Source organism: Variovorax sp. 22077, from assembly GCF_052044195.1.
In the GTDB taxonomy this organism is placed as follows: domain Bacteria; phylum Pseudomonadota; class Gammaproteobacteria; order Burkholderiales; family Burkholderiaceae_C; genus Variovorax; species Variovorax atrisoli.
In genome coordinates this window covers 32,252-52,172 of record NZ_JBQEQC010000027.1, presented here as the reverse complement: position 1 = coordinate 52,172, position 19,921 = coordinate 32,252, and the positions used below count along the sequence as shown (strand labels likewise).

At 68.2% G+C, this 19,921-nt stretch carries 17 protein-coding genes; 5 read left to right on the top strand and 12 right to left on the bottom strand.

Annotated elements, in window-relative coordinates; genetic code table 11:
• Nucleotides 1-117 precede the first annotated feature (117 nt).
• From ACTJLF_RS29435 to ACTJLF_RS29395, 9 genes are all read right to left on the bottom strand, one after another.
• On the bottom strand, nt 118-588 hold the full coding sequence (locus tag ACTJLF_RS29435) for a DUF2269 domain-containing protein (protein ID WP_132801587.1): 471 nt from the start codon (nt 586-588) through the stop codon (nt 118-120).
• A gap of 1 nt (nt 589) precedes the next feature.
• Nucleotides 590-940, bottom strand: coding sequence for a DoxX-like family protein (locus ACTJLF_RS29430; RefSeq protein ID WP_207918284.1), 351 nt, complete (start codon nt 938-940; stop codon nt 590-592).
• Nucleotides 941-963: 23 nt separating this feature from the next.
• Nucleotides 964-1,470, bottom strand: a complete 507-nt coding sequence (locus tag ACTJLF_RS29425; protein WP_132801592.1) for an SRPBCC family protein — start codon at nt 1,468-1,470, stop codon at nt 964-966.
• Nucleotides 1,451-2,599, bottom strand: coding sequence for a saccharopine dehydrogenase family protein (locus tag ACTJLF_RS29420; RefSeq protein ID WP_440884449.1), 1,149 nt, complete (start codon nt 2,597-2,599; stop codon nt 1,451-1,453). The genes ACTJLF_RS29425 and ACTJLF_RS29420 overlap by 20 nt, the downstream gene beginning before the upstream one ends.
• Nucleotides 2,596-4,239, bottom strand: coding sequence for an FAD-dependent oxidoreductase (locus ACTJLF_RS29415; protein WP_440884448.1), 1,644 nt, complete (start codon nt 4,237-4,239; stop codon nt 2,596-2,598). Before ACTJLF_RS29415 ends, ACTJLF_RS29420 begins: the two co-directional genes overlap by 4 nt.
• Nucleotides 4,240-4,358: 119 nt before the next feature.
• Entirely contained in the window at nt 4,359-5,906 is a 1,548-nt protein-coding gene (locus tag ACTJLF_RS29410; RefSeq protein ID WP_019653704.1) for a polyamine aminopropyltransferase, read from the bottom strand.
• A 99-nt stretch (nt 5,907-6,005) separates the two neighbouring features.
• On the bottom strand, nt 6,006-6,224 hold the full coding sequence (locus ACTJLF_RS29405) for a DUF350 domain-containing protein (RefSeq protein WP_019653703.1): 219 nt from the start codon (nt 6,222-6,224) through the stop codon (nt 6,006-6,008).
• Nucleotides 6,225-6,278: 54 nt separating this feature from the next.
• Complete coding sequence (locus tag ACTJLF_RS29400; RefSeq protein WP_440884447.1) at nt 6,279-7,763, bottom strand: DUF4178 domain-containing protein; 1,485 nt, start codon at nt 7,761-7,763, stop codon at nt 6,279-6,281.
• A gap of 123 nt (nt 7,764-7,886) precedes the next feature.
• Nucleotides 7,887-8,936, bottom strand: coding sequence for an SPFH domain-containing protein (locus ACTJLF_RS29395; protein ID WP_440884446.1), 1,050 nt, complete (start codon nt 8,934-8,936; stop codon nt 7,887-7,889).
• A 179-nt stretch (nt 8,937-9,115) separates the two neighbouring features.
• Here ACTJLF_RS29395 and ACTJLF_RS29390 point away from each other — a divergent pair, with 179 nt between their 5' ends.
• The 3 genes from ACTJLF_RS29390 (at nt 9,116) to ACTJLF_RS29380 (ending at nt 12,534) form a co-directional block, all read left to right on the top strand.
• The gene (locus tag ACTJLF_RS29390; RefSeq protein ID WP_020723010.1) at nt 9,116-11,464 is read left to right on the top strand and encodes an NADP-dependent malic enzyme; all 2,349 of its coding nucleotides are present in this window, start codon (nt 9,116-9,118) and stop codon (nt 11,462-11,464) included.
• Between the two features lie 180 nt (nt 11,465-11,644).
• Nucleotides 11,645-12,058 (top strand): ribonuclease domain-containing protein, encoded by a 414-nt coding sequence (locus tag ACTJLF_RS29385; RefSeq protein ID WP_019653699.1) that lies wholly within the window; start codon nt 11,645-11,647, stop codon nt 12,056-12,058.
• Nucleotides 12,059-12,108: 50 nt separating this feature from the next.
• A complete protein-coding gene (locus tag ACTJLF_RS29380; protein WP_086011111.1) occupies nt 12,109-12,534 on the top strand; it encodes a barstar family protein in 426 nt (141 codons plus the stop codon).
• 274 nt (nt 12,535-12,808) lie between these two features.
• Here the strand turns inward: ACTJLF_RS29380 and rsmA are convergent, their stop codons facing one another.
• From rsmA to ACTJLF_RS29365, 3 genes are all read right to left on the bottom strand, one after another.
• Nucleotides 12,809-13,579: a 16S rRNA (adenine(1518)-N(6)/adenine(1519)-N(6))-dimethyltransferase RsmA gene (gene rsmA / locus ACTJLF_RS29375; RefSeq protein WP_440884445.1), complete on the bottom strand. Its 771-nt coding sequence runs from the start codon at nt 13,577-13,579 to the stop codon at nt 12,809-12,811.
• Between the two features lie 92 nt (nt 13,580-13,671).
• Entirely contained in the window at nt 13,672-15,078 is a 1,407-nt protein-coding gene (locus ACTJLF_RS29370; RefSeq protein ID WP_019653695.1) for a peptidylprolyl isomerase, read from the bottom strand.
• A 35-nt stretch (nt 15,079-15,113) separates the two neighbouring features.
• Nucleotides 15,114-17,711 (bottom strand): LPS-assembly protein LptD, encoded by a 2,598-nt coding sequence (locus ACTJLF_RS29365; RefSeq protein WP_132755601.1) that lies wholly within the window; start codon nt 17,709-17,711, stop codon nt 15,114-15,116.
• Between the two features lie 235 nt (nt 17,712-17,946).
• Between ACTJLF_RS29365 and ACTJLF_RS29360 the strand changes: the two genes are divergently transcribed.
• A complete protein-coding gene (locus tag ACTJLF_RS29360) occupies nt 17,947-19,071 on the top strand; it encodes a phosphotransferase (RefSeq protein WP_132755603.1) in 1,125 nt (374 codons plus the stop codon).
• 69 nt (nt 19,072-19,140) lie between these two features.
• Nucleotides 19,141-19,854 carry a 16S rRNA (uracil(1498)-N(3))-methyltransferase gene (locus tag ACTJLF_RS29355; protein ID WP_126183604.1) on the top strand — a complete coding sequence of 238 codons (714 nt, stop codon included), beginning with the start codon at nt 19,141-19,143 and terminating at the stop codon, nt 19,852-19,854.
• Nucleotides 19,855-19,921: the final 67 nt, after the last annotated feature.

Below are 19,921 nucleotides of genomic sequence, written 5' to 3'. Positions count from 1 at the left end.
TTGTTGGCGCCCGCGAGTGTGCGAGCCATCTGTGAAGCAATCGCGCTGTGTGTGAAGTCTTCGTGAAAACCGCACAGGCCCGCGCCAGGCCTTCTTTCATCGGCTCGTTTCAGCGGCTCATAGCTGGGGCTTGTTCACCATCAGGTAGAACACCACCACCATGGCCGCGAAGGCCGGGTAGCCCAGCAACTCCCACCAGCGCTGGTAGCGCGCATAGAGCGGCGGCAGCGGCACTGCGTCGCGATGCGCCTGCGCCGCGATCGCCGCCATGCGGATCTGCAGCCACACCACCGGCAGCCAGCAGGCCCCCGCGAAAACGAACAACCCCAGCGACAGCGCGAGCCACGGCGTGGAAAGCGGAAAGCCCGCCATGTGCGCCAGCGCGAAGCCGGTGGCCGGCTGCAGGATCACGGTGGGCGTGGTGAACCACCAGTCGGCGCGCACCACCAGCCGGCTCACCACCGCCTGCGCGGGCACGCTGCCGCTGCGGTTGGCGAAGAACATGTAGAAGGCCGAGCCCAGCCCAGTGCCGACCATCAGCACGCTGGAGACGATGTGCAGCCACTTGAGGACGAGGTAGGTGTTCATGTCATGATGCGGCGCGCCGATACAGATGCCAGAGCAGTGCGGCAATCGGGATGTTCTTGAGCAGCGGCCCGAGCGGGTGCAGCCACAGGCCGGGCTGCAGCACGGTCGCCACCAGTGTCATGACGAGCATCAGGGCCAGGGCCGCCGCATAGCTTGCGCGGCCAGGCCAGCGCCACAGTGCGATGCCGACTGCAAGATCGGCAGCCGCGCCGCCAACGATCAGCCCTTGCACCAGCCACTGCGGCGATGCGATGCCGGCGGCGGCCAGCACCTGGCGGCTCTGGCCGTTCAACTCGACGATGCTGGCGACGGCGGTGAATAGCCAGACGGCGACGAGGCTCAGACGCAACAAGCGCTCCTGCGCAACAGAATCCTTCACGTGGCGGAGCCCCCACGCTCAGCGTGCTGCCACGCAACGACTTCATGCGCCTGCGTGGCCAGGAACGCATGCAAGCGCGCGAAGCGCCGCCGCGTCTGCCATGCAAAGACCCACGCGACCACCGGCTCCAGCAACCAGCGCAAGGCCTTCGGCCCCGCCTCGATGGTGTAGACGTAGATGAGAACGGAATGACCCGGCTGCACGTCGCGGTGCCGCATGGAAGCGGCCCAGCGGCTGAAGGGGAAAGAGCGGCCGACCATCGAGGCTGCAGCCACATGCGGTCGATCGAAGCTCACGAAGCGCGTTCGCATCGACAAGCCGCGCAACCAACCGTGACCCGTGTTTTCCGTCTCGGCCCCGACGAAGGGACAGGGCGCGCCGCCCACCACGCGGGCGTTGCCGACCAGCGAGTCCCAGCGTGCGCGCCACACGTGGTAGTGGAAAGCGTCGAATACCACGTCGGCAGGCGCCGGCATGTCGAACTCAAAACGCCGGTGCGCCATGGCCTGCCACTGCGATCGGCGCTTCTTCGACCACGTCGGTCACCATGCCCCAGCGAGCGAACTCCGGCCCGAATTCGGGCAGGGTCAACAGACCCATGCAGGCGTGCGCACCCACGGGCGGCAGCGTCGCGTCGCCTTTCGCGAGCCGGCGCGCCAGCAGGATCGCGGCCATGCACGGGATCTCCGGCCCATGGTTGTCGTCGGCAGCGATGTGCCAGGCGCGCCGTGCCGGCCGGCCCTGCGCATCGGTGCCTTCGACGCGCACGACCATGCCGCCCAGCGCGGTGCCCAGCGCGTCGAACACGCCGCCGGTGGCGTGCAGCAGGGGCGCCAGCTTCTGCGGCGCCGGCAGCAGTCCTGCGCGGCGCATGAAGGCCAGAAAGGCGAAGGCGCGCTGCGTCAGCCCGACTTCGAGCGCGGCGCGGAACATCACCGACTGCACGCCTTCGTACCGCGCCGGAAAGAGCTCCAGGTCGGGAATGTCGCAGAGCGCGCCGCGGCGCGGCTTCATGCGCGCGAACTCCACTTTCTCCGGATCGGCCCAGCCGGGAAGCTCGACCCAGCGACCGCCCTGCCAGACGCGGATGGGCTCGCCGCAGTATGCGAGCACCCCGGCCAGCGTGGCCTCGCCGCGCGGCGCGCCCTGCGCGGGGGCGATGCAGATGTCGATGCTCCGTATGTGCTGCCAGCCGTCCGCGAGATGGTCGACCACGGCGGACGACAGTGCGGGCACTGTGCTGGCGCCGCTCACGGCGATGCGGTCGGCGCGGCGAAAGGCGGCGTCCAGGGCGGCAGGAAAGTCGCACACGAAGCGCCGTCCGTCGGCCAGGTCGATGTAGTGCGCGCCCGCGGCTGCGACGGCGTGCGGCACGCGGTAGTCCTGGTTCTGGAAGGGGCCGGCGGTGTGGATCACGAGCTCCACGCCAAGGCCTCGCAACGTGTGTGCGAGATCGGCAGCCTGCACGTCGATGCGTACGCCACTCGCGGCCGCGTCCAGCGATGAAGCGAAGGCCGTGGCGCGCTGCGCGTCACGCCCCGCCACGAGCAGCTCGATGCCGGGACTGCCGGCCAGCGCGCGGCAGATGCGTGCGCCGAAGTTGCCGTAGCCGCCGAGCACCAGTGTCTTCATGCCGCCGCCGCATCCGTTCCCGCGACATGCCCGCGCGTGAACGCCTCTTCGAAGATCGAATAGCCCGACCAGTCCGCGTGCGCGAACGACAGCCGGCCCGCCACCACGCTGCCGCGATGCCCGGCGTCGGGTGCGCTGCGCTCGGGGCCGATCTGCGCCAGCAGGCCGGGCCTGGGGATGGACATGGCGTGCCCGTAGCGCGTGATCTCGATGCGAGAGACCAGCGAAGGCAGGTCGGGGTGGGGCACCGACAGCTCGGCGAGCAGGTCGTCGCGCCAGCCGGTCCACGGGCGCTCCAGCAGCAGCTTGCGGCCGTCGACGGTGTCGTAGCCGCTCGGGCCCAGTGGGCGGTACCAGCTCAGCACGGTGCCGCGCGGCGTGGGGTCCAGTGCCTGGTGGCGCGCGTCCACGTAGCCGAGACCCCTGGTGCCGTAGATCACGTTGTCCCAGCTGGGTGCGGCGCCGGGCCGGTCGGCCAGCGGGCCGCGCAGGTGGATGTTGGCCACCAGCCAGGGCGCATAGCGCACGTGCGCGGCGGCGTTCTTCAGCAGCTCGGGCGGGTTCTCGACGACGCGCGCGGCGATGAACACGGGCAGCGCGACGATGCAGCGCTCGGCCTGCCAGCGCACCATGGATTTCGATGCCGCATCCCATGCATCGACCTCGACGCCGTCGCGCACGTGCGCGATGCGCGTGACGACGCTGCCGGTGCGAAGCCGCTCGCCGAGCGGCCTGGCGAGCTGCCTGGTGAGCCAGCCGTTGCCCTCGGGCCAAGTCAGGATGCCGTCGCGCTCGGGGCTCGAATCGTTGACGCTGCCCGTCGGATCGCCGGGCGCGTGGAAGCCGTGCCGGCTCGCGAAGTAGTGGATGCCGGCCCAGGCCGACACCTGCCCGATGCCGGCGCCGTAGTCGTCGCGGCAGCAGTAGTCGAGGTACCAGCGCAGCTGCGCATCGCTGAAGCCTTCGCTGTCGAGCCAGTTCTGGAAGCTGACCGCATCGAGCGCCAGCAGCTCGGGCGTGATGGCGACCTTGAGCGTCGGAATGGCGAAATGCGCGGCGTGCTGCAGCGCGTCGATGCGCTGCGCGAACCTGCGGTACTGCGCGAGCGTCGCCTCGCCCACGCCATGCACGGGCAGCAGACCGTCCTGCCACTCGCCCTGGAAGAACAGGCGCTCCTGGGGGCTGTGGCAGAGCGTGACCTCGTCGTATTCCCAGCGGCCGGCCACGCGGCGGCGCAGGCCGAGCTCTTCCAGCAGGTCCTGCACCTCGCGCGCGTCGTCGCCCGGCACCGGCAGGTAGTGCGCGCCGAGCGGGCAGGCGATGCCGTTGACCATGCCGCCGCGCGCGTTGCCGCCGGCAGTGTCTTCCAGCTCAAGCAGCGCGAACTCGTCGACGCCCGAGAGCCGCAGCGCGCGGGCCGCGGCAAGGCCCGCCACGCCACCGCCCGCGATGACCACGCGCGTGCGCTTCACCACGGCAGGCGTCGTGCTCCCGAGAGTGCGGTCGCGCATCGCATGGCCACGGGTGACGTCGATGCCGGTGAAGCCACCCTCGATGGGCGGCGGAGGCGCCTCGCAGCCGGCAAGCGCGAATGCACCAGCAGCCCCCGCGGCAGCCCCAAGAAACCCACGCCGCCTCATACGCACCTGCCTGTCCCAGGAACACCGCGGAACCGGCTCCGCCGGGCCGCAGGTGTTGCCCCCGGCGAGGGGGTTGGCGAAGCGACACGAAGTGCGCGAAGCCTGGGGGAGTACGTCATTCAATGCGCCATGACCTTGCCCCACTCCTGCTCGTAGGTGGTGACGAGGATCTGGTTCGAGAGGCGGTTTACTTCGGCCGGCACGCGCGCCATGTCGAGCGGAAAGTCGAACATCAGCGGCAGGGTGGTCGGGGAGAGGAATCGCAGGCCGGGCGGCAGCGCATCGGGCATGCGGTAGGGCCTGCGGCTCGCGATGATGTAACCCCATTCGCCGAAGCTGGGCACGTGCGCGTGGTACGGCGTGGCGCGCAGTCCCACCGACTCGATGGTCGCCGCCACGGTCCAGTAGCTCTTGCGCGCCACGAGCGGCGAGGTGGTCTGGATCACCGCGTATCCGCTGGCCGACAGCCGCTTCTCGAGCAGCGCGTAGAAGCTGTTGGTGTAGAGCTTGCCGATGGCGAAGTTGGTGGGATCGGGGAAGTCGACCACGATCACGTCATACATGTCACCAGGCTGCTGCAGCCACTGGAAGGCATCGGTGTTGACGATCTTCACCTTCGGCGAAGACAGCGAATGTCCGTTCAGCGCGGCCAGCGTCTCGTGCTCTGTGAAGAGCCTGGTCATGTTCGGGTCGAGCTCCACCAGCGTGATCGATTCGACCGACGGGTACTTGAGGATCTCGCGCACCGCCATGCCGTCGCCGCCGCCGAGCACCGCGACCTTCTTCGGCGCGCCCTGGGCGGCCATCACCGGATGCACGAGCGCCTCGTGATAGCGGTATTCGTCGCGCTCGGCGAACTGCAGGTTGCCGTTGAGGAAGAGCCGATGCCCCAGCAGCCCGCGCGTGACCACGATGCGCTGGTAGGGCGAGGTGGCGCTGAAGACGATGCGGTCCTGGTAGAACTTGTCTTCAGCCAGCGTGGTGATGTGGTCGGCGCCGACGAAAGCCCCCACCAGCGCCCCCAGCGCGAGAACGCACGCGACGGCATGCGCGCCCACGCGGCGCAGCTCATGGCGGAAGAGCCATAGCGCCCACACCGCCACCGCCGCGTTCATGAAGCCGAACAGCAGGCCGGTGCGGATCATGCCGAGCTGCGGCACCAGGATCAGCGGGAACGCCACCGACACCGCCAGCGCGCCGAGGTAGTCGAAGGTGAGCACCTGCGACACCAGGTTCTTCAGCACGATGTTGCGCTTCAGGATGCGCATCACCAGCGGGATCTCGAGCCCCACCAGCGTGCCCACGACCATCACCAGCCCGTAGAGCAGCAGCCGGAACGCGCCGGGCACGTAGGCGTTGGCCAGGAACAGGATCGCCGGCAGCGCGCCGCCGATCAGCGCCACCAGCAGTTCGATGCGAAGGAAGTGTGCGGGCAGCTGCCGCTCGAAGTAGCGCGAGAGCCACGAGCCCACGCCCATGGCGAACAGGTAGGTGCCGATGATGGTGCTGAACTGCAGCACCGAGTCGCCCAGCAGGTAGGAGCTGAGCGCGGCCGCGGTGAGCTCGTAGACCAGCCCGCAGGCGGCGACCACGAACACGCTGGCGAGCAGCGCGATCTCCACGGGCTGCGGGCCTTTGGCCGGCAGCGGACTGGCAGGGGTATCCATGGATCAGGCGGTCGCCGCCGGACCGCCCCGAGGCGGACCGCGCCTCCCCCGCGGGGGGTGGCGAACGACGCGTAGCGAAGCGAAGTGCAAGGCCGGGGGCTAATGGATCGCTGCTGCGACGATGATGCTGATGCCGAGGCTCATTGCCGCCACGACGAGGCCCAGCGCCACGTTCTGCTTCTCGACGATCTCGCCCCACAGGTCGTAGGGCGTGATCTTGTCGATGATCAGGAAGCACAGCCAGAAGATCACGACGCCGATCAGCGCGTACACGAGCGATCCGAGGACCACGCCCGGTTTCAGCCATTCAAATCCCATGGGGACCTCCAGTCGTAGCAGTAGTTAGAGAGAGCATCGCGCGCATCTTCGCCGTCATTTGTGGCCGCCGCCACTGGAATAGCCGCCATAGGAGCCGCCCGAGCTGCGGTAGCCGCTGGACGATCCGCTGCTGCTGCAGGTGCTCAGGATGATCAGCAGGATGATGATCACGACGATGATGAGGATGATGGTGCCGCAGCCCAGCCCCGACGCGGCGCTCACCGGCAGCGCGTCGGCGCGCTTGAACATGTCCTTCTTCGCGTCGAGCTTGAAGGCGGTGGCCACCGCGCCGCTGTCGATCTTGCTGCCCGCGGACCAGGTGAGCTCGTTGGCCGAGCGCTCCATCGACAGCAGCGCGCCGCCGCTGGCGAAGTCGCGGTTGAAGGTCTTCTGGCCGCGCTCGACCTGCCAGTAGAACTCGCCCGCCACGTAGGTGGTCTCGGCGTTGTAGGCGTACTGCTGCTGGTAGCGCTTGCCGAGGTAGGTGGCGCTCGTGCCGTTCTCGGCCATCACCGGCGCGCCGGTGGTCGGCTTGACCATGCTCCAGCCGTCCTCTGCGTCCACCAGGAAGCTGAAGCCGCGCTTGTTGTTGTAGAGCAGGTATTCGTCCCAGCCGAAGTGCTCGTCGTCGCCGGGCTCGCTGCCCATGCGGTGCTGGAAGCCCACCACCTGCCACTGCGCGCCCTGCAGCTGACCCATGCTGCCCAGCGCGATGAGCGGGCGCACGGGCTCGTCCTGCGTGGCGTGCTTGAGCTCGCCGCCGATGCCCTGCGACAGGTCGATGATGCTGTGGCACGAGCCGCAGGTGATGCTCTTGCTGTCGGCGAGGTTGACGGTGACGGGCGAGCCGCAGTTGGGGCAGTTGAAGCTGCGGCCTTTTTCGTCCTTGGCGGACTCGGCGCGCAGGCCGGTCAGCTGCAGGTCTTCCAGCTGTACCGAGCGGCCGAGGTAGGCGCTGGGCCTGGCGGTGCCGTAGTCGATGCTGAGCACCAGCCCGCGGTCGTTGCGCAGCTCGACCATCGCGAAGGGCCGGCCGAGCTCGGGCAGGTGCGGCAGCTCGCCCTGCGCCGAGGTCAGCGCCACCTGCTCGTTCGAGGTGACGGTGTAGCTCTGGCCGGCGAAGGCGCTGGTGGCGCCCACGCGAAGGTCGCCGGGCGGCGGCGCCGCGCGCTGCAGGTCGAAGGGCAGGGCGAGGACGTAGGCGCCGTTGTCCTCGCTGAGGATGGCGGTGCGGTCGCCGTCGAGCGCGGCGATCCATTCGGTCCAGCGGCCACCGGGGTAGGTGTACTGCAGCCGGCCGATCAGCGTGAAGGGCTTGTCCTGGATGCGGCCGGCGGCGAACAGCTGCAGCGGGCTGAAGTCGTCGAACAGCTCCGCCATCTTGCCGGTGCGCGCGAGCGTGTCGCCCTGGCGCACGACGGTGCTCTGGCAGTAGGGGCAGACCGCATGGGTCGACTGCGCCGAACGGAATTCGACCGGCGCTCCGCAGCCGGGGCAGGGCGCCCGGTAGTAGCGTTGGTTGCCGTTTTCCTCAGCCATGGCACGCGGCTGAAGACACGACGAACGAGGCGGGAGATACCGCGCAGCCGGCTATGCCGGGCTGCTGGCATCGCCCCCTGCAAGGGACGAGGGAGGGCGACACGAAGTGCGCGAAGCCTGGGGTCAGACCAGTTTCTTGAGCAGTTCGGCCTTCTTGGCGTCGAACTCTTCCTGGGTGAGGATGCCCTTGGTCTTGAGTTCGCCGAGCTTCTCGAGCGTGGTCATCACGTCGGCAGCGCTCACCACGGCCACCGACGGCTGCTGCTGCTGGGCTGCAGCGGCAGCCGCGACGTTGGGGCTCAGGCCCTGCGCGAGGTTCTGCGCCAGCACCTGGCCGAGCGCCACGCCCGCGCCAAGTCCCATCGCGTCGCCAGCGACACCGCCGCCGCCGGCCGCGCCCTCGGCGAACTTGGGAATCGCCTGCGCGGTCTGGTACTGCATGAACTTGCCCATGTCGTTGCCGACCATGCCCATGCCGATCTTCTGGTCGAGGATCTTCTGCAGCTCTTCGGGCAGCGAGACGTTCTGGACCGTGATGTTCTCGAGCTTGATGCCGATCTTCTCGAACTCGGGCACCAGCTGGGCGGCGAGCGCCTGCGCGAACTGGATCTGGTTGGCCGCGAGGTCGAGGAAGGGCACGCCGCTGGAGGCGATGGCGTTGCTGATGTTCTGCAGCACCAGGCCGCGCAGCTGGCCGTCGAGGTCGGCCACGGTGTAGGTGTCGCGCGTGCCGGAGATCTCGGTGTGGAAGGCCTTGGCATCGCCGATGCGGAAGGAGTAGTTGCCGAAGGCGCGCAGGCGCACGGCGCCGAAGTCCTTGTCGCGGATGGTGATCGGCTGGGGCGTGCCCCACTTCTGGTCGACCTGCTGGCGGGTGCTGAAGAAGTAGACGTCGCTCTTGAAGGGGGACTCGAACAGCTTGTCCCAGTTCTTCAGGTACGTGAGCACGGGCAGCGTCTGCGTCGTGAGCTTGTACATGCCGGGGCCGAACACGTCGGCCACCTTGCCCTCGTTGACGAAGACGGCGACCTGCGATTCGCGCACCGTGAGCGAGGCGCCGTTCTGGATTTCCATCTCCGCCATCGGGAAGCGCCAGGCCAGCGTGCCATCGCCGGTCTCGGTCCACTGGATGATGTCGATGAACTGCTTCTTGATGAAATCCATCAGGGCCATGGTCGGTCACTCCTCTTCAGGTTTTTCAGGTTTTGTCCGAACCGTGCATATTGCCACACAGCCCCGCGGAAACACCCGTGCTATTGGTCATGGGAGCCCCTGGCCATGCGGCCTAGGGCGTCATGCGCGAGGTCTACAATCGGCGCCCCCAGAAGAAGCGCCACCAGGAGCTACGGCACATGTCAGATTCGACCCCCTCGACCTCATCGACTCCCACGCCCGAAGACAAACGCGCAGAGCTGCGCCGTGCCGCCCTCGAGTACCACGAGTTTCCCGTTCCCGGCAAGATCGCCATCGCGGCGACGAAACAGATGGTCAACCAGCGCGACCTGTCGCTGGCCTATTCGCCCGGCGTGGCGGCTCCCTGCGAGGAGATCGTCAAGGACCCGGCCAACGCCTTCAAGTACACCTCCCGGGGCAACCTCGTGGCCGTCATCAGCAACGGCACCGCCGTGCTGGGCCTGGGCGACATCGGCCCGCTGGCCTCCAAGCCGGTGATGGAAGGCAAGGGCGTCCTCTTCAAGAAATTCGCGGGCGTCGACGTGTTCGACATCGAGATCGACGAGAAGGACCCGGCCAAGCTGGTGGACATCATCGCCTCGCTGGAGCCCACCTTCGGTGCCGTCAACCTGGAAGACATCAAGGCGCCCGACTGCTTCTACGTCGAGCGCGAGCTGCGCAAGCGCATGAAGATCCCGGTCTTCCACGACGACCAGCACGGCACGGCCATCACCGTGGCGGCCGCGATGGTCAACGGCCTGAAGGTGGCCGGCAAGAAGATCGAGGAAGTCAAGCTGGTCGCCTCCGGCGCGGGCGCCGCGGCGCTGGCCTGCCTGAACCTGCTGCTCAAGGTGGGCCTGAAGCGCGAGAACGTGTTCGTCACCGACCTGGCCGGCGTGGTCTACGAAGGCCGCACCGAGCTGATGGACGACGACAAGCGCCAGTTCATGCAGAAGACCGACGCGCGCACGCTCGGCGAGGTGATCGAGGGTGCCGACGTGTTCCTGGGCTTGTCGGCCGGCGGCGTGCTCAAGCCCGCCATGGTGGCCAAGATGGCCAAGCGCCCGGTGATCTTCGCGCTGGCCAACCCCAATCCCGAGATCGCTCCGGAAGACGCCCACGCGGTGCGCGACGACGTGATCATGGCCACGGGCCGCACCGACTATCCGAACCAGGTCAACAACGTCCTGTGCTTCCCGTACATCTTCCGCGGCGCGCTGGACTGCGGCGCGACGACGATCACCGACGAGATGGAGATCGCCGCGGTGCACGCCATCGCCGACCTGGCCCAGGCCGAGCAGAGCGAGCGCGTGGCCGCCGCCTACGTCGGTGAAAAGCTCAGCTTCGGCCCCGAATACCTGATCCCCAAGCCCTTCGACCCGCGCCTGATGATGAAGATCGCGCCGGCCGTGGCCAAGGCTGCCGAGGAAAGCGGCGTGGCGCAGCGTCCCATCAAGGACATGGACGCCTACCGCGACAAGCTGCAGAGCTTCGTCTACGCCTCGGGCACCACGATGAAGCCGATCTTCGACGCCGCCCGGCGCGCCAGCAAGAAGCGCGTGGCGTATTCGGAAGGCGAGGAAGAGCGCGTACTGCGCGCGGCCCAGATCGTGGTGGACGAGGGCGTGGCCCGCCCGACGCTGATCGGCCGGCCGGCCATCATCGCCCAGCGCATCGAGAAATTCGGCCTGCGCCTGAAGGAGGAGCTGGACTACGACGTGGTCAACGTCGAGCAGGACCACCGCTACCGCGAGTTCTGGCAGACCTACCACCGCATGACCGAGCGCAAGGGCGTGACGGTGCAGGTCGCCAAGATCGAGATGCGCCGGCGCCTGACGCTGATCGGCTCGATGCTGCTGCACAAGGGCGAGGTCGACGGCCTGATCTGCGGCACCTGGGGCACGACCGCCAACCACCTGCACTACATCGACCAGGTGATCGGCAAGCGCCCTGGCGGCTGCGAAAGCACCCCGCAGGACGTGCCGGTGTACGCCTGCATGAACGGCCTGCTGCTGCCCGATCGCCAGGTGTTCCTGGTCGACACGCACGTCAACTACGACCCCTCGCCCGAGGAACTGGCCGAGATCACCACCATGGCGGCCGAGGAAATGATGCGCTTCGGCCTGAAGCCGAAGGCTGCGCTGCTGTCGCACTCCAACTTCGGCACCAGCAACGGCCCCAGCGCCGTCAAGATGCGCCGCACGCTCGACCTGCTGCGCGTGCAGGCGCCCTGGCTCGAGGTGGACGGCGAAATGCACGGCGACGTGGCGCTCGACAGCAAGCAGCGCGCCGTCGTCATGCCCCACAGCGCGCTGGCGGGCGACGCCAACCTGCTGGTTTTCCCGAACATCGACGCGGCCAACATTTCCTACAACCTGCTCAAGACGGCGGCGGGCGGCAACATCGCCATCGGCCCGGTTCTGCTTGGTGCGGCCAAACCTGTGCATATTCTCACGGCGAGTGCAACTGTTCGGCGCATCGTGAACATGACAGCCTTGACAGTGGCGGACGCAAACGCCGAGAGATAAGCCCTCTGGCGAGAGTGGCCGCCAACTTGAAAAGCCATTCGATAGCCTCGCGACTGCTCAAACTTTGGGCAGTCGCTTGCTATTTTCGCCAGCGTGGTGCACACTCGCGGGCTTGAATTTGCGGGTTAACCCCGACGTTGATCGCCGATTCGACCCCCCGCTCTTTTCTTGTGGTGCCCCATGGCGGCTTACGCCTCGATCACGTCCTCTGTCACAAAGTTTGCGCTCACCAGTCTGATGCTGGTGGCGTTGACGACGGGGGCCGAGGCCCGCGGATGGTTCGGCGCCGGGAAGACCTCCGCCGATGAAACCATCGCACTGGCCGACCTGCCGGTGCAGGGCCAGCGGACCTACCAGGCCATCCTCGATGGCGGCCCCTTCCGGTATGACAAGGACGGCTCGGTGTTCGGCAATCGCGAACGTCTGTTGCCGCCCGCACGCCGTGGCCACTACCGTGAATACACGGTATCCACGCCCGGTTCTCGCGACCGCGGCGCACGGCGGATCGTCTGCGGCGGAGAGCGACGCACCGCGCCCGAGGCCTGCTGGTACACCGCAGACCACTACGCGAGCTTCAGACGGATTGCGCCATGAGCGATGAAAACGACCTGAGCGGCGCCTCGAAGCGCCCCGACGAAATGATGATGACTATGGAAAGACCAGCGGAGATGACCTTATCCCTTCGTGCCGTACGCCCGAACATCGTGCAATCGATCCGCGCGTTCCGCGTGAACGACCTGCAGGACGCAGCCAATGCGGCCGGCCAGCACTTCCTGTACGCCAACCTGGGCAACGCCCAGACCAAGCAGGACGTCCTCGACCTGATCGCGCAGCAGTTCACGTTCCCGGCCCACTTCGGGAAGAACTTCGACGCGCTGTACGACTGCATGACCGACCCTTTGCATAAATCGGGCCCGCAGCCGGGATTCGTCATCGTGCTGGAGCAGATTCCGGCCAACGCCAAGTTTGACAAGGAAGCCCGCGAGCAGCTGCTCGACATCTTCCGCGACGCCTCGGACTACTGGGGCGACCGCAAGGTCCCGTTCCGGTGCTTCTATTCTTTTCTGTAGCCCGTTCTGCATCCACCAGCCAAGCAGAACGGGCGAACGAGGCTCAACCGAACGTTGAAACCCTCGATGGCATCGAAGTGAACTCCACGGCAGCAGCCGAGCCGGCCGGCGAAAAGATGCCGACCGACAAACTGGTCGACGTCTCGCCGCTGGCGCTGCGCATGAGCAGCCCCTTCAACGCGGGCTATTGGCTCGCTGCCGCTTGATCGGGAAAAGTCGGCAAAGCTTGCCGGCAACGAGCAAATGAAAAAAGCGCGCCTGGGGCGCGCTTTTTTCATCGGGGTACGGCCTGGGCCAGCGCCACGTAGTCGGCCACCGGCACCTCCTCGGCCCGCCGCTGGGTGTCGAAGTCGCCGGAAAAACCGTGTTCCTCCAGCCACTTGCCCAGCGTGTGGCGCAGCAGCTTGCGGCGCTGGCTGAAGGCGACCTGCACGATTTCGCCCAGGCGTTGCTCGTCGACGGCCGGCGGCATCGCCAGCGGCACCATCCGCACCACGGCGCTGTCCACGCGCGGCGGCGGGTCGAAGCTCTCGGGCGGCACGAACAGCACGTTCTCCATCTTGTAGCGCCACTGCAGCATCACGCTCAGGCGGCTGTAGTCGGACGTGGCGGGCCTGGCCACCATGCGGTCGATCACTTCCTTCTGCAGCATGAAGTGCTGGTCGGCGACCAGGTGGGCGCAGCCCAGCAGATGGAACAGGATCGGCGTGGAGATGTTGTAGGGCAGGTTGCCCACCACGCGCAGCGGCTTGCCGGCCGGAAACCTCGCGGCCAGTTCGGCGAAGTCGACCTTGAGCACGTCGGATTCGACCACGTCGAGCTGCGGATGCTCGCGCAGGCGCTTCGCGAGGTCGCGGTCGAGCTCGATCACGGTGAGCCGGCCCAGCCGCTCCACCAGCGGCTGCGTCAGCGCGGCGAGCCCCGGGCCGATCTCGACCATGGCATCGCCGGGCTGCGGCGCGATCTCGCGCACGATCGCATCGATGATCCCGCCGTCGGACAGGAAGTGCTGGCCGAATCGCTTCCTGGCGATGTGCTGCGCCATACCGTCAGGCCGTCATCGATGTGAAAGCGAGCCGGCTCCCGCAAGGAAGCCGGGAAACCGACCCGAGGTGCGCGCAGCCTGGGCGCATGCCATCAGGACTGCGGCGGCTCACGGTATTCGACGTAGGCACGCGCGCGCACTTCCTGCACCCAGGTGGTGAAGGCTTCCTCGACGCGCTGTTCGCGCAGCGCGGCGCGTGCGGCTTCGCGCTGCTCCGACTGGCTCAGCTTGGAATCGCGGCGCGCCACCACCTGGATCAGGTGAACGCCGAAGCGCGAGACAACCGGGTCGCTGATCTGGCCGGGCGAGAGGCGGTCCATGGCTTCCTCGAACTCTGGCACGAACTGCCCGGGGCGCGACCAGCCGAGATCGCCGCCCTGCTTGGCGCTGCCGTCCTGCGAGTTGTCGCGCGCCAGTCCCGCGAAGTCTGCCGTGCCGGCCTGGATGCGGCGCTTGAACTCGGCCAGCTGCGCAACCGCCTGAGCGGTGGTGCGCTTGGGATCGTTGAGCAGCAGGATGTGGCGCACCTGGGTCTGGGTGACGGTGGCGTCGCCGGAACCGATCTGGGCCTTGGCCAGCACCTTCAGCACGTGGAAGCCGGCGCTCGAACGCACGGGCCCGGCGATGCCGTTCACGGCGGTCGACTGCGTGGCCTCGACGAACAGCGAGGGGTAGCGGTCGGCGCTTCGCATGCCGATGGCGCCGCCGTTGCCGCGGTCGGGCGAATCGGAGTTCTCGCGCACCAGCTTGGCGAAGTCTTCGCCGGCACGGGCGCGCTGCGCGATGTCCTGCGCCTTCTTCTGGGCGGCGGCCACCTGCGCGTCGGTGGCGTTCTCGGGAACGGCCACCAGCACCTGGGCGAGGTTGAGGTTCTCCAGCGCCACGTTCTTGACGGACTGGTTACGCTGATCGCGCAGGTACTCGTCGGCCTCGGCGTCGCTGACCTTGACCTTCGACTCGACCTCGCGGTCGCGCAGTCGGGTGAGCAGCAGCTGGTCGCGCAGGTCGTTGCGGAAGTCCTGCTGCGCGATGCCCTCGGCAGCCACGCGGCGGCGCAGCTCCACCAGGCTGATCTCGTTCTGGCGCGCCACGGTCTGCTCGGCCTGGTCGATGGCCACTTCGTCGACCTTGATGCCGTTTTCCTTCGCGAGCTGCAGCTGCGCGCGCTCGGTGATCAGGCGCTCGAGTACGAGCCGCGTGAGCTCGCCGCGGGGCACGCGCTCGGCGTCGGGGTTCTCCTTGATGAGCCGCGTCACGCGCGACTGCACGTCGGTGTTGGTGATCGGCTCGGAGTTGACCAGCGCGACGATGAATTCCGCCGAGCGCTGCACCGGGGCCGCCGCAGGAGCGGTGGACGGGCGCGCCGGCGGCGGACCCAGGCGCGGACCGGCGCGCATGATGTCCGTGATGCCGGTACCGGGACGATAGCCCTGGGCACCCGCCGTGGCGGCGATCGCCGCGAGGCAACCCAGGGTGATGATGGAACGGATGTTTTTCATGGCGTCGCTCGCTAGCTCAGTCGGAGTCAGTCGTCTCAGTCGTAGTTGGTGAAGCGGCTGGGCGCTTCGCCCGGTTGGCGCAGGGGTTCGTAGCGCTGGATGTTCTGCCGCAGCGTCTGCATGGGGCTCGAGCCGATGCTGGAGAAGCCGACGAATTCGAGCTGGAACATGATGCGCGTGTTCGCCGTCACCTGGCCGGTGGTGATGCGCTGCATCACCACGCGACCGATCCAGCAGCAGCCGTCGTACTCGAAGCCGAGCACGCCATCGGTGAGCTTCTTGTCCTGCAGGCTGTAGTTGAGCCGGCCGACCGCATACCAGCGCCCGCCACCCTGGCCCTTGCCGGGGCCGAGGTTCTTGCCCTTGTCGCCCCACAGGTCGTTCAGCGGCCACTGCCAGCCCACGTCGATCGACTTGTTGCCGTCGGTCGCGGTCGGGGTGCTGGGCGCCTGGTAGCGGAAGGCCGCACTCAGGTTGTGGTACGGCTCGGGGTTGTAGCGCGCGCTGATGGCCGAGCGCTCGGACCGGCGGGTGTCGGGGTTGTACTGGACCAGCGTGTCCAGGCTCCACTTGGGCGTCCAGTTGATCGTGGCGCCCAGCAGCAGGTCGCTCGCTCGGTCGGTCACCGGCGTGCCGCCCGGCAGCGTGACCTTCTGGTCGCTGAAGCGCAGGCGCTGCGCGATGCCGAAGCGCGCGGCCTCGACGCCGGTGTCCGGGTCGATCAGGCGGGAGGTCACGCCCAGCGTGAGCGCATTGGTGTCGGAAATGCGGTCGCCGCCCGAGAACGCGTTCTCGGTGTAGATGGTCGCAAAGCTGAAGTCGTTGGCTGCCGAGTCGTAGTTCGGCAGCATGCTCTGGTTGCGGTAGGGCGTGTACACGTAGTACGCGCGCGGCTCCAGCGTCTGGCGGAAGGCGCGGCCGAAATAGCTGGCGTCGCGTTCGAAGGTCATGCCGCTGTCGAGGCTGAAGGTCGGCACCACCCGGTTGCTGGACGTCGGGAAGAAGTACAGCGAACTCGGGTTGTAGACCTGTCCGTTGACGTACTGCACGCCATTGAGCGTGAGCTTCGGAATGTCGGCCTGCGGCAGGTAGTAGTTGTACGAAGCCGCGTTCAGGATCAGCTTCGGGATGACGTACGTGCTCGGCGTGATGAAGGGCCGGCTGATCGTCGCCACGGCCATGGCGCGGTCGCCGTCGGGCTGAGACTGCTGGTTGACGTCGTAGCCGAGCTGCGTCGACGAGAGCCTGTTCACGCGGAAACGCGTGTAGTCGAGGTTCAGCGCGACGTCGAAGCCGTGCCAGTCGTACTTGTTGTAGTTGGCCGTGATCTGCGGCATCCGGTCGTACGACGGCGTGATCGGTGACAGGTTGTACTGCAGGTTCTGGTACTTGAGCGTGCGGATCATGCCGCTCCAGTCGCCCTTGCCCCAGTTCAGCGAGGCGTCGTTCGGCAGCTGGCGCTGCGCGAGCGAGGGCGTGCGGGTGAAGTCGCGCCAGTAGTCGTCGTCGCTCACCCGGTTGATGGTGACGTTGGCCGAGAGCGAATCGAGGCCGAGCGCCTTGGCGTCGAAGTCCTGGTGGTGCGTGAGCCACAGGCCCCAGCGCCGGGTGTTCTTCGGCGGATTGGTCAGGCTGCCGGCCGTGATCTGCCCGTTGGCCAGCTGCTGGAGCTGGCTGGTGCGCAGCTCGTTGTAGCGGTCGCCCACGAGGCGGTCGCTGCCCATCAGGTCGAGGCGGATCTCGCCCTTGTATTGCTTCTCGAGGTAGCGGAACTCGTTGCTGAAGTTGACGCCGCGCTTGCTCATGATCGTCGGCGTGAACGTGGCGTCGCGGTTGGGCGCGATGTTCCAGTAGTACGGCTGCGCGATCTCCAGGCCGTTGATGTTGTCGATGCCGATGGTGGGCGGCAGCAGGCCGGTCTTGCGGTCGTTCGACAGCGGGAAGCTCACGCTCGGGATGGGCGGCGTGCTGATGCCCATGAAGCTCAGGCGCGCGTTCTTCGCCACGCCCTCGTTCTCCTCGGTGTCGGTGGTGATCGAGGTCGCGGTCAACAGCCAGGCGGGCATCCAGCCGGGGAAGTCCTCGCGGCGGCAGGTGGTGTAGGTGGCTTCGCGGGCGATGGAGACGTTGGCGTCGACGAAGTCGATGCGCTTGGCCTCGCCGTGCGCCTCGTTCGCGAGGAACTGGTAGCGCACGTTGTTGAAGAAGCCCTCGAAGGTCTCGAGCTTGAGCTGCAGCTCGGGGCCTTCATAGACGTTGCCGGCTTGGTTGACCCGCACGTTGCCGGTGGCCTTGGCGCGGTCGTCGGGCTGGTAGTACTCGAGCCGGTCGGCGGTGATGGACACCGCGCCGCGGCGCAGCGTGGCGTTGCCCTCGACCACGGTCTCGAGGTCGGGCCGGCCGGAGATGCGGTCGCCGGTGACCAGGCTGGGCATCTGGCCGCGGTCGGCGGGCGTCAGGGTCTCGGTGAGCTGCGGCGTGCGCTTCAGCGTGAGCGGGGCGTCGGCGAGATTGCCGGCCGTCTGGGCCGAGGCGCCGTGCACATGGATCAGCGCCAGCGACAGCACGGCCAGCGGCAGGGGCGGCATGCCCGGGCGCCGCGGACGCGGGGCGGCGACACGACGTCGGCTCATCAGGCCTCCCGCCCGGCCGTTCCGAGGAAAGCCGGCGACTCTCCCGAGGAGAGCAGCGAGCGCACAAGGTGCCAAGCGTGAGGGCTTTGGGTCGTAGGCATCGGTTCGGAACGAAAGGTCGTCGGGGGACGGCGCGGCAGGCCGGCGGGTTGCAGGGGCCGGTGGCGATCCGCATCGGCCGGAAGCCGGCCAAGGGGGATTGCCGCGCCAGGCGGATTTGTAGAATCGATTATCCATGACAGCACCCCCGCCCCCGGCCGCATTGGCCCCAAGCCGCCCCGCCGAAACCATTGCCTGGACGGATCCGCAGCGGGCCGAAGCGTTCCGCGGCTGGCTGGCGGCCGTCGCGCCGCGCCACGCGCTGCGGCCCGAAACCGTGAGGCTCGCCTCGGCCGACGCGAGCTTCCGCCGCTACTTCCGGCTCGACACCACCGACGCTGCCACCCCCACGCGCATCGTCATGGACGCCCCGCCCGACAAGGAAAACAGCGCCCCCTTCGTGCAGGTGGCCGGACTGATGGCCACGGCCGGCGTGCTGGCCCCCACGGTGCTCGAATGGGACGAGCCCAACGGCTTCCTGCTGCTGGACGACCTGGGCCGCCAGACCATGCTGGACGTGATCGATCCGACCCGCCCGGAGGCCGCCCGCCCGCTCTACGACCAGGCCATCGACGCTCTTGTCCGCTGGCAGCTTTCCTCCAGGCCCGGCGTGCTTCCCCCCTACGACCGGGCGCTGCTGGAGCGCGAACTGGCCCTCTTCCCCGAGTGGTACATCGGCCGCCACCGCGGCATCGCCGTCGAGGGCAAGCTGAAGGAGCGGCTCGAGCGCAGCTTCAAGCTGATCGTCGAGAGCAACCTCGCGTCGCCCAGCGTCTACGTGCACCGCGACTTCATGCCGCGCAACCTGATGGTGGATGCGACCCCCACGCCCGGCGGCGGCTCGGGAGCTGCACTCGGCGTGCTCGACTTCCAGGACGCGGTGTACGGCCCCATCACCTACGACATCGCCAGCCTGCTGCGCGACGCCTTCCTGAGCTGGGACGAGGAGTTCGTGCTCGACGTCACCATCCGCTACTGGCAGGCGGCGCGCAAGGCCGGGCTGCCGGTCGACGAGGACTTCGGCGCCTTCTACCGCGCGGTCGAGTGGATGGGCCTGCAGCGCCACCTGAAGGTCGCCGGCATCTTCGCGCGCCTCACGCTGCGCGACGGCAAGCCGCGCTACCTGGCCGACACGCCGCGCTTCATCGCCTACATCCGCGCCACCGCGAGCCGTTACTCGGAGCTGACGCCCCTGTCGCGCGTGATCGACGAGATCGAGGGCACCTCGGCCATCACGGGCTACGCCTACGGCCGTGTCTGAAGGCGAACTGAAAAAGCACCACCCTGCGGCGCCCGCGCAACGGCCGCTCGCAGCTATCGATTCCGTAGCATGCCGCGTTTCCATTGTTCAGTGCCGTTGAGCGCCGGCGCCAGCCTGGCGCTGCCGGCAGGCGCCGCGCGCCATGTGCAGGTGCTGCGGATGCAGCCGGGCGACGCGCTCACGCTGTTCGATGGCGCGGGCGGCGAGTACGCGGCCACGGTCGAGCGCATGGGCCGCAGCGACGTCTCGGTGACGGTCGGCGCGCACCTCGCCGTGGAGCGCGAAGCGCCGCGTGCGGTGCATCTCGCAGTCGGCATGCCGGCCAACGAGCGCATGGACTGGCTGGTCGAGAAGGCGACCGAGCTCGGCGTGGCGAGCATCCAGCCGCTGGCCACGGCCCACGGCGTGCTGCGCCTGGCCGGCGAGCGTGCCGAGAAGAAGCGTGCGCACTGGGAAGCCATCGCCGTCGCGGCCTGCGAGCAATGCGGCCGCAACCGCGTGCCGGCGATCCATCCGGTGCAGCCTTTCGCGGCCTGGCTCGAAACCCAGCGCGAGCCGGCCGTGCGCCTGGTGCTGAGCCTGGCCGAGGGCACGCGCGGCATCGCGGCCATCGCCCCGGGCGACCAGGGCGCGACCGTGCTGAGCGGCCCCGAAGGCGGCCTGAGCGCCGCAGAGGAGCAGCAGGCCATCGCCCGAGGCTTCGCTCCCGTCACCCTCGGCGCGAGGGTGCTGCGTGCCGAGACGGCGGCGCTGGCCGCGCTGGTGGCCTTGGCCGGCCTCTAGGCGGGCGAACGGTCAGGCGGAGCGCCGCCGGCGTGCCGGTGGGTGTTTTCCGCAACGCGCGCCTGGA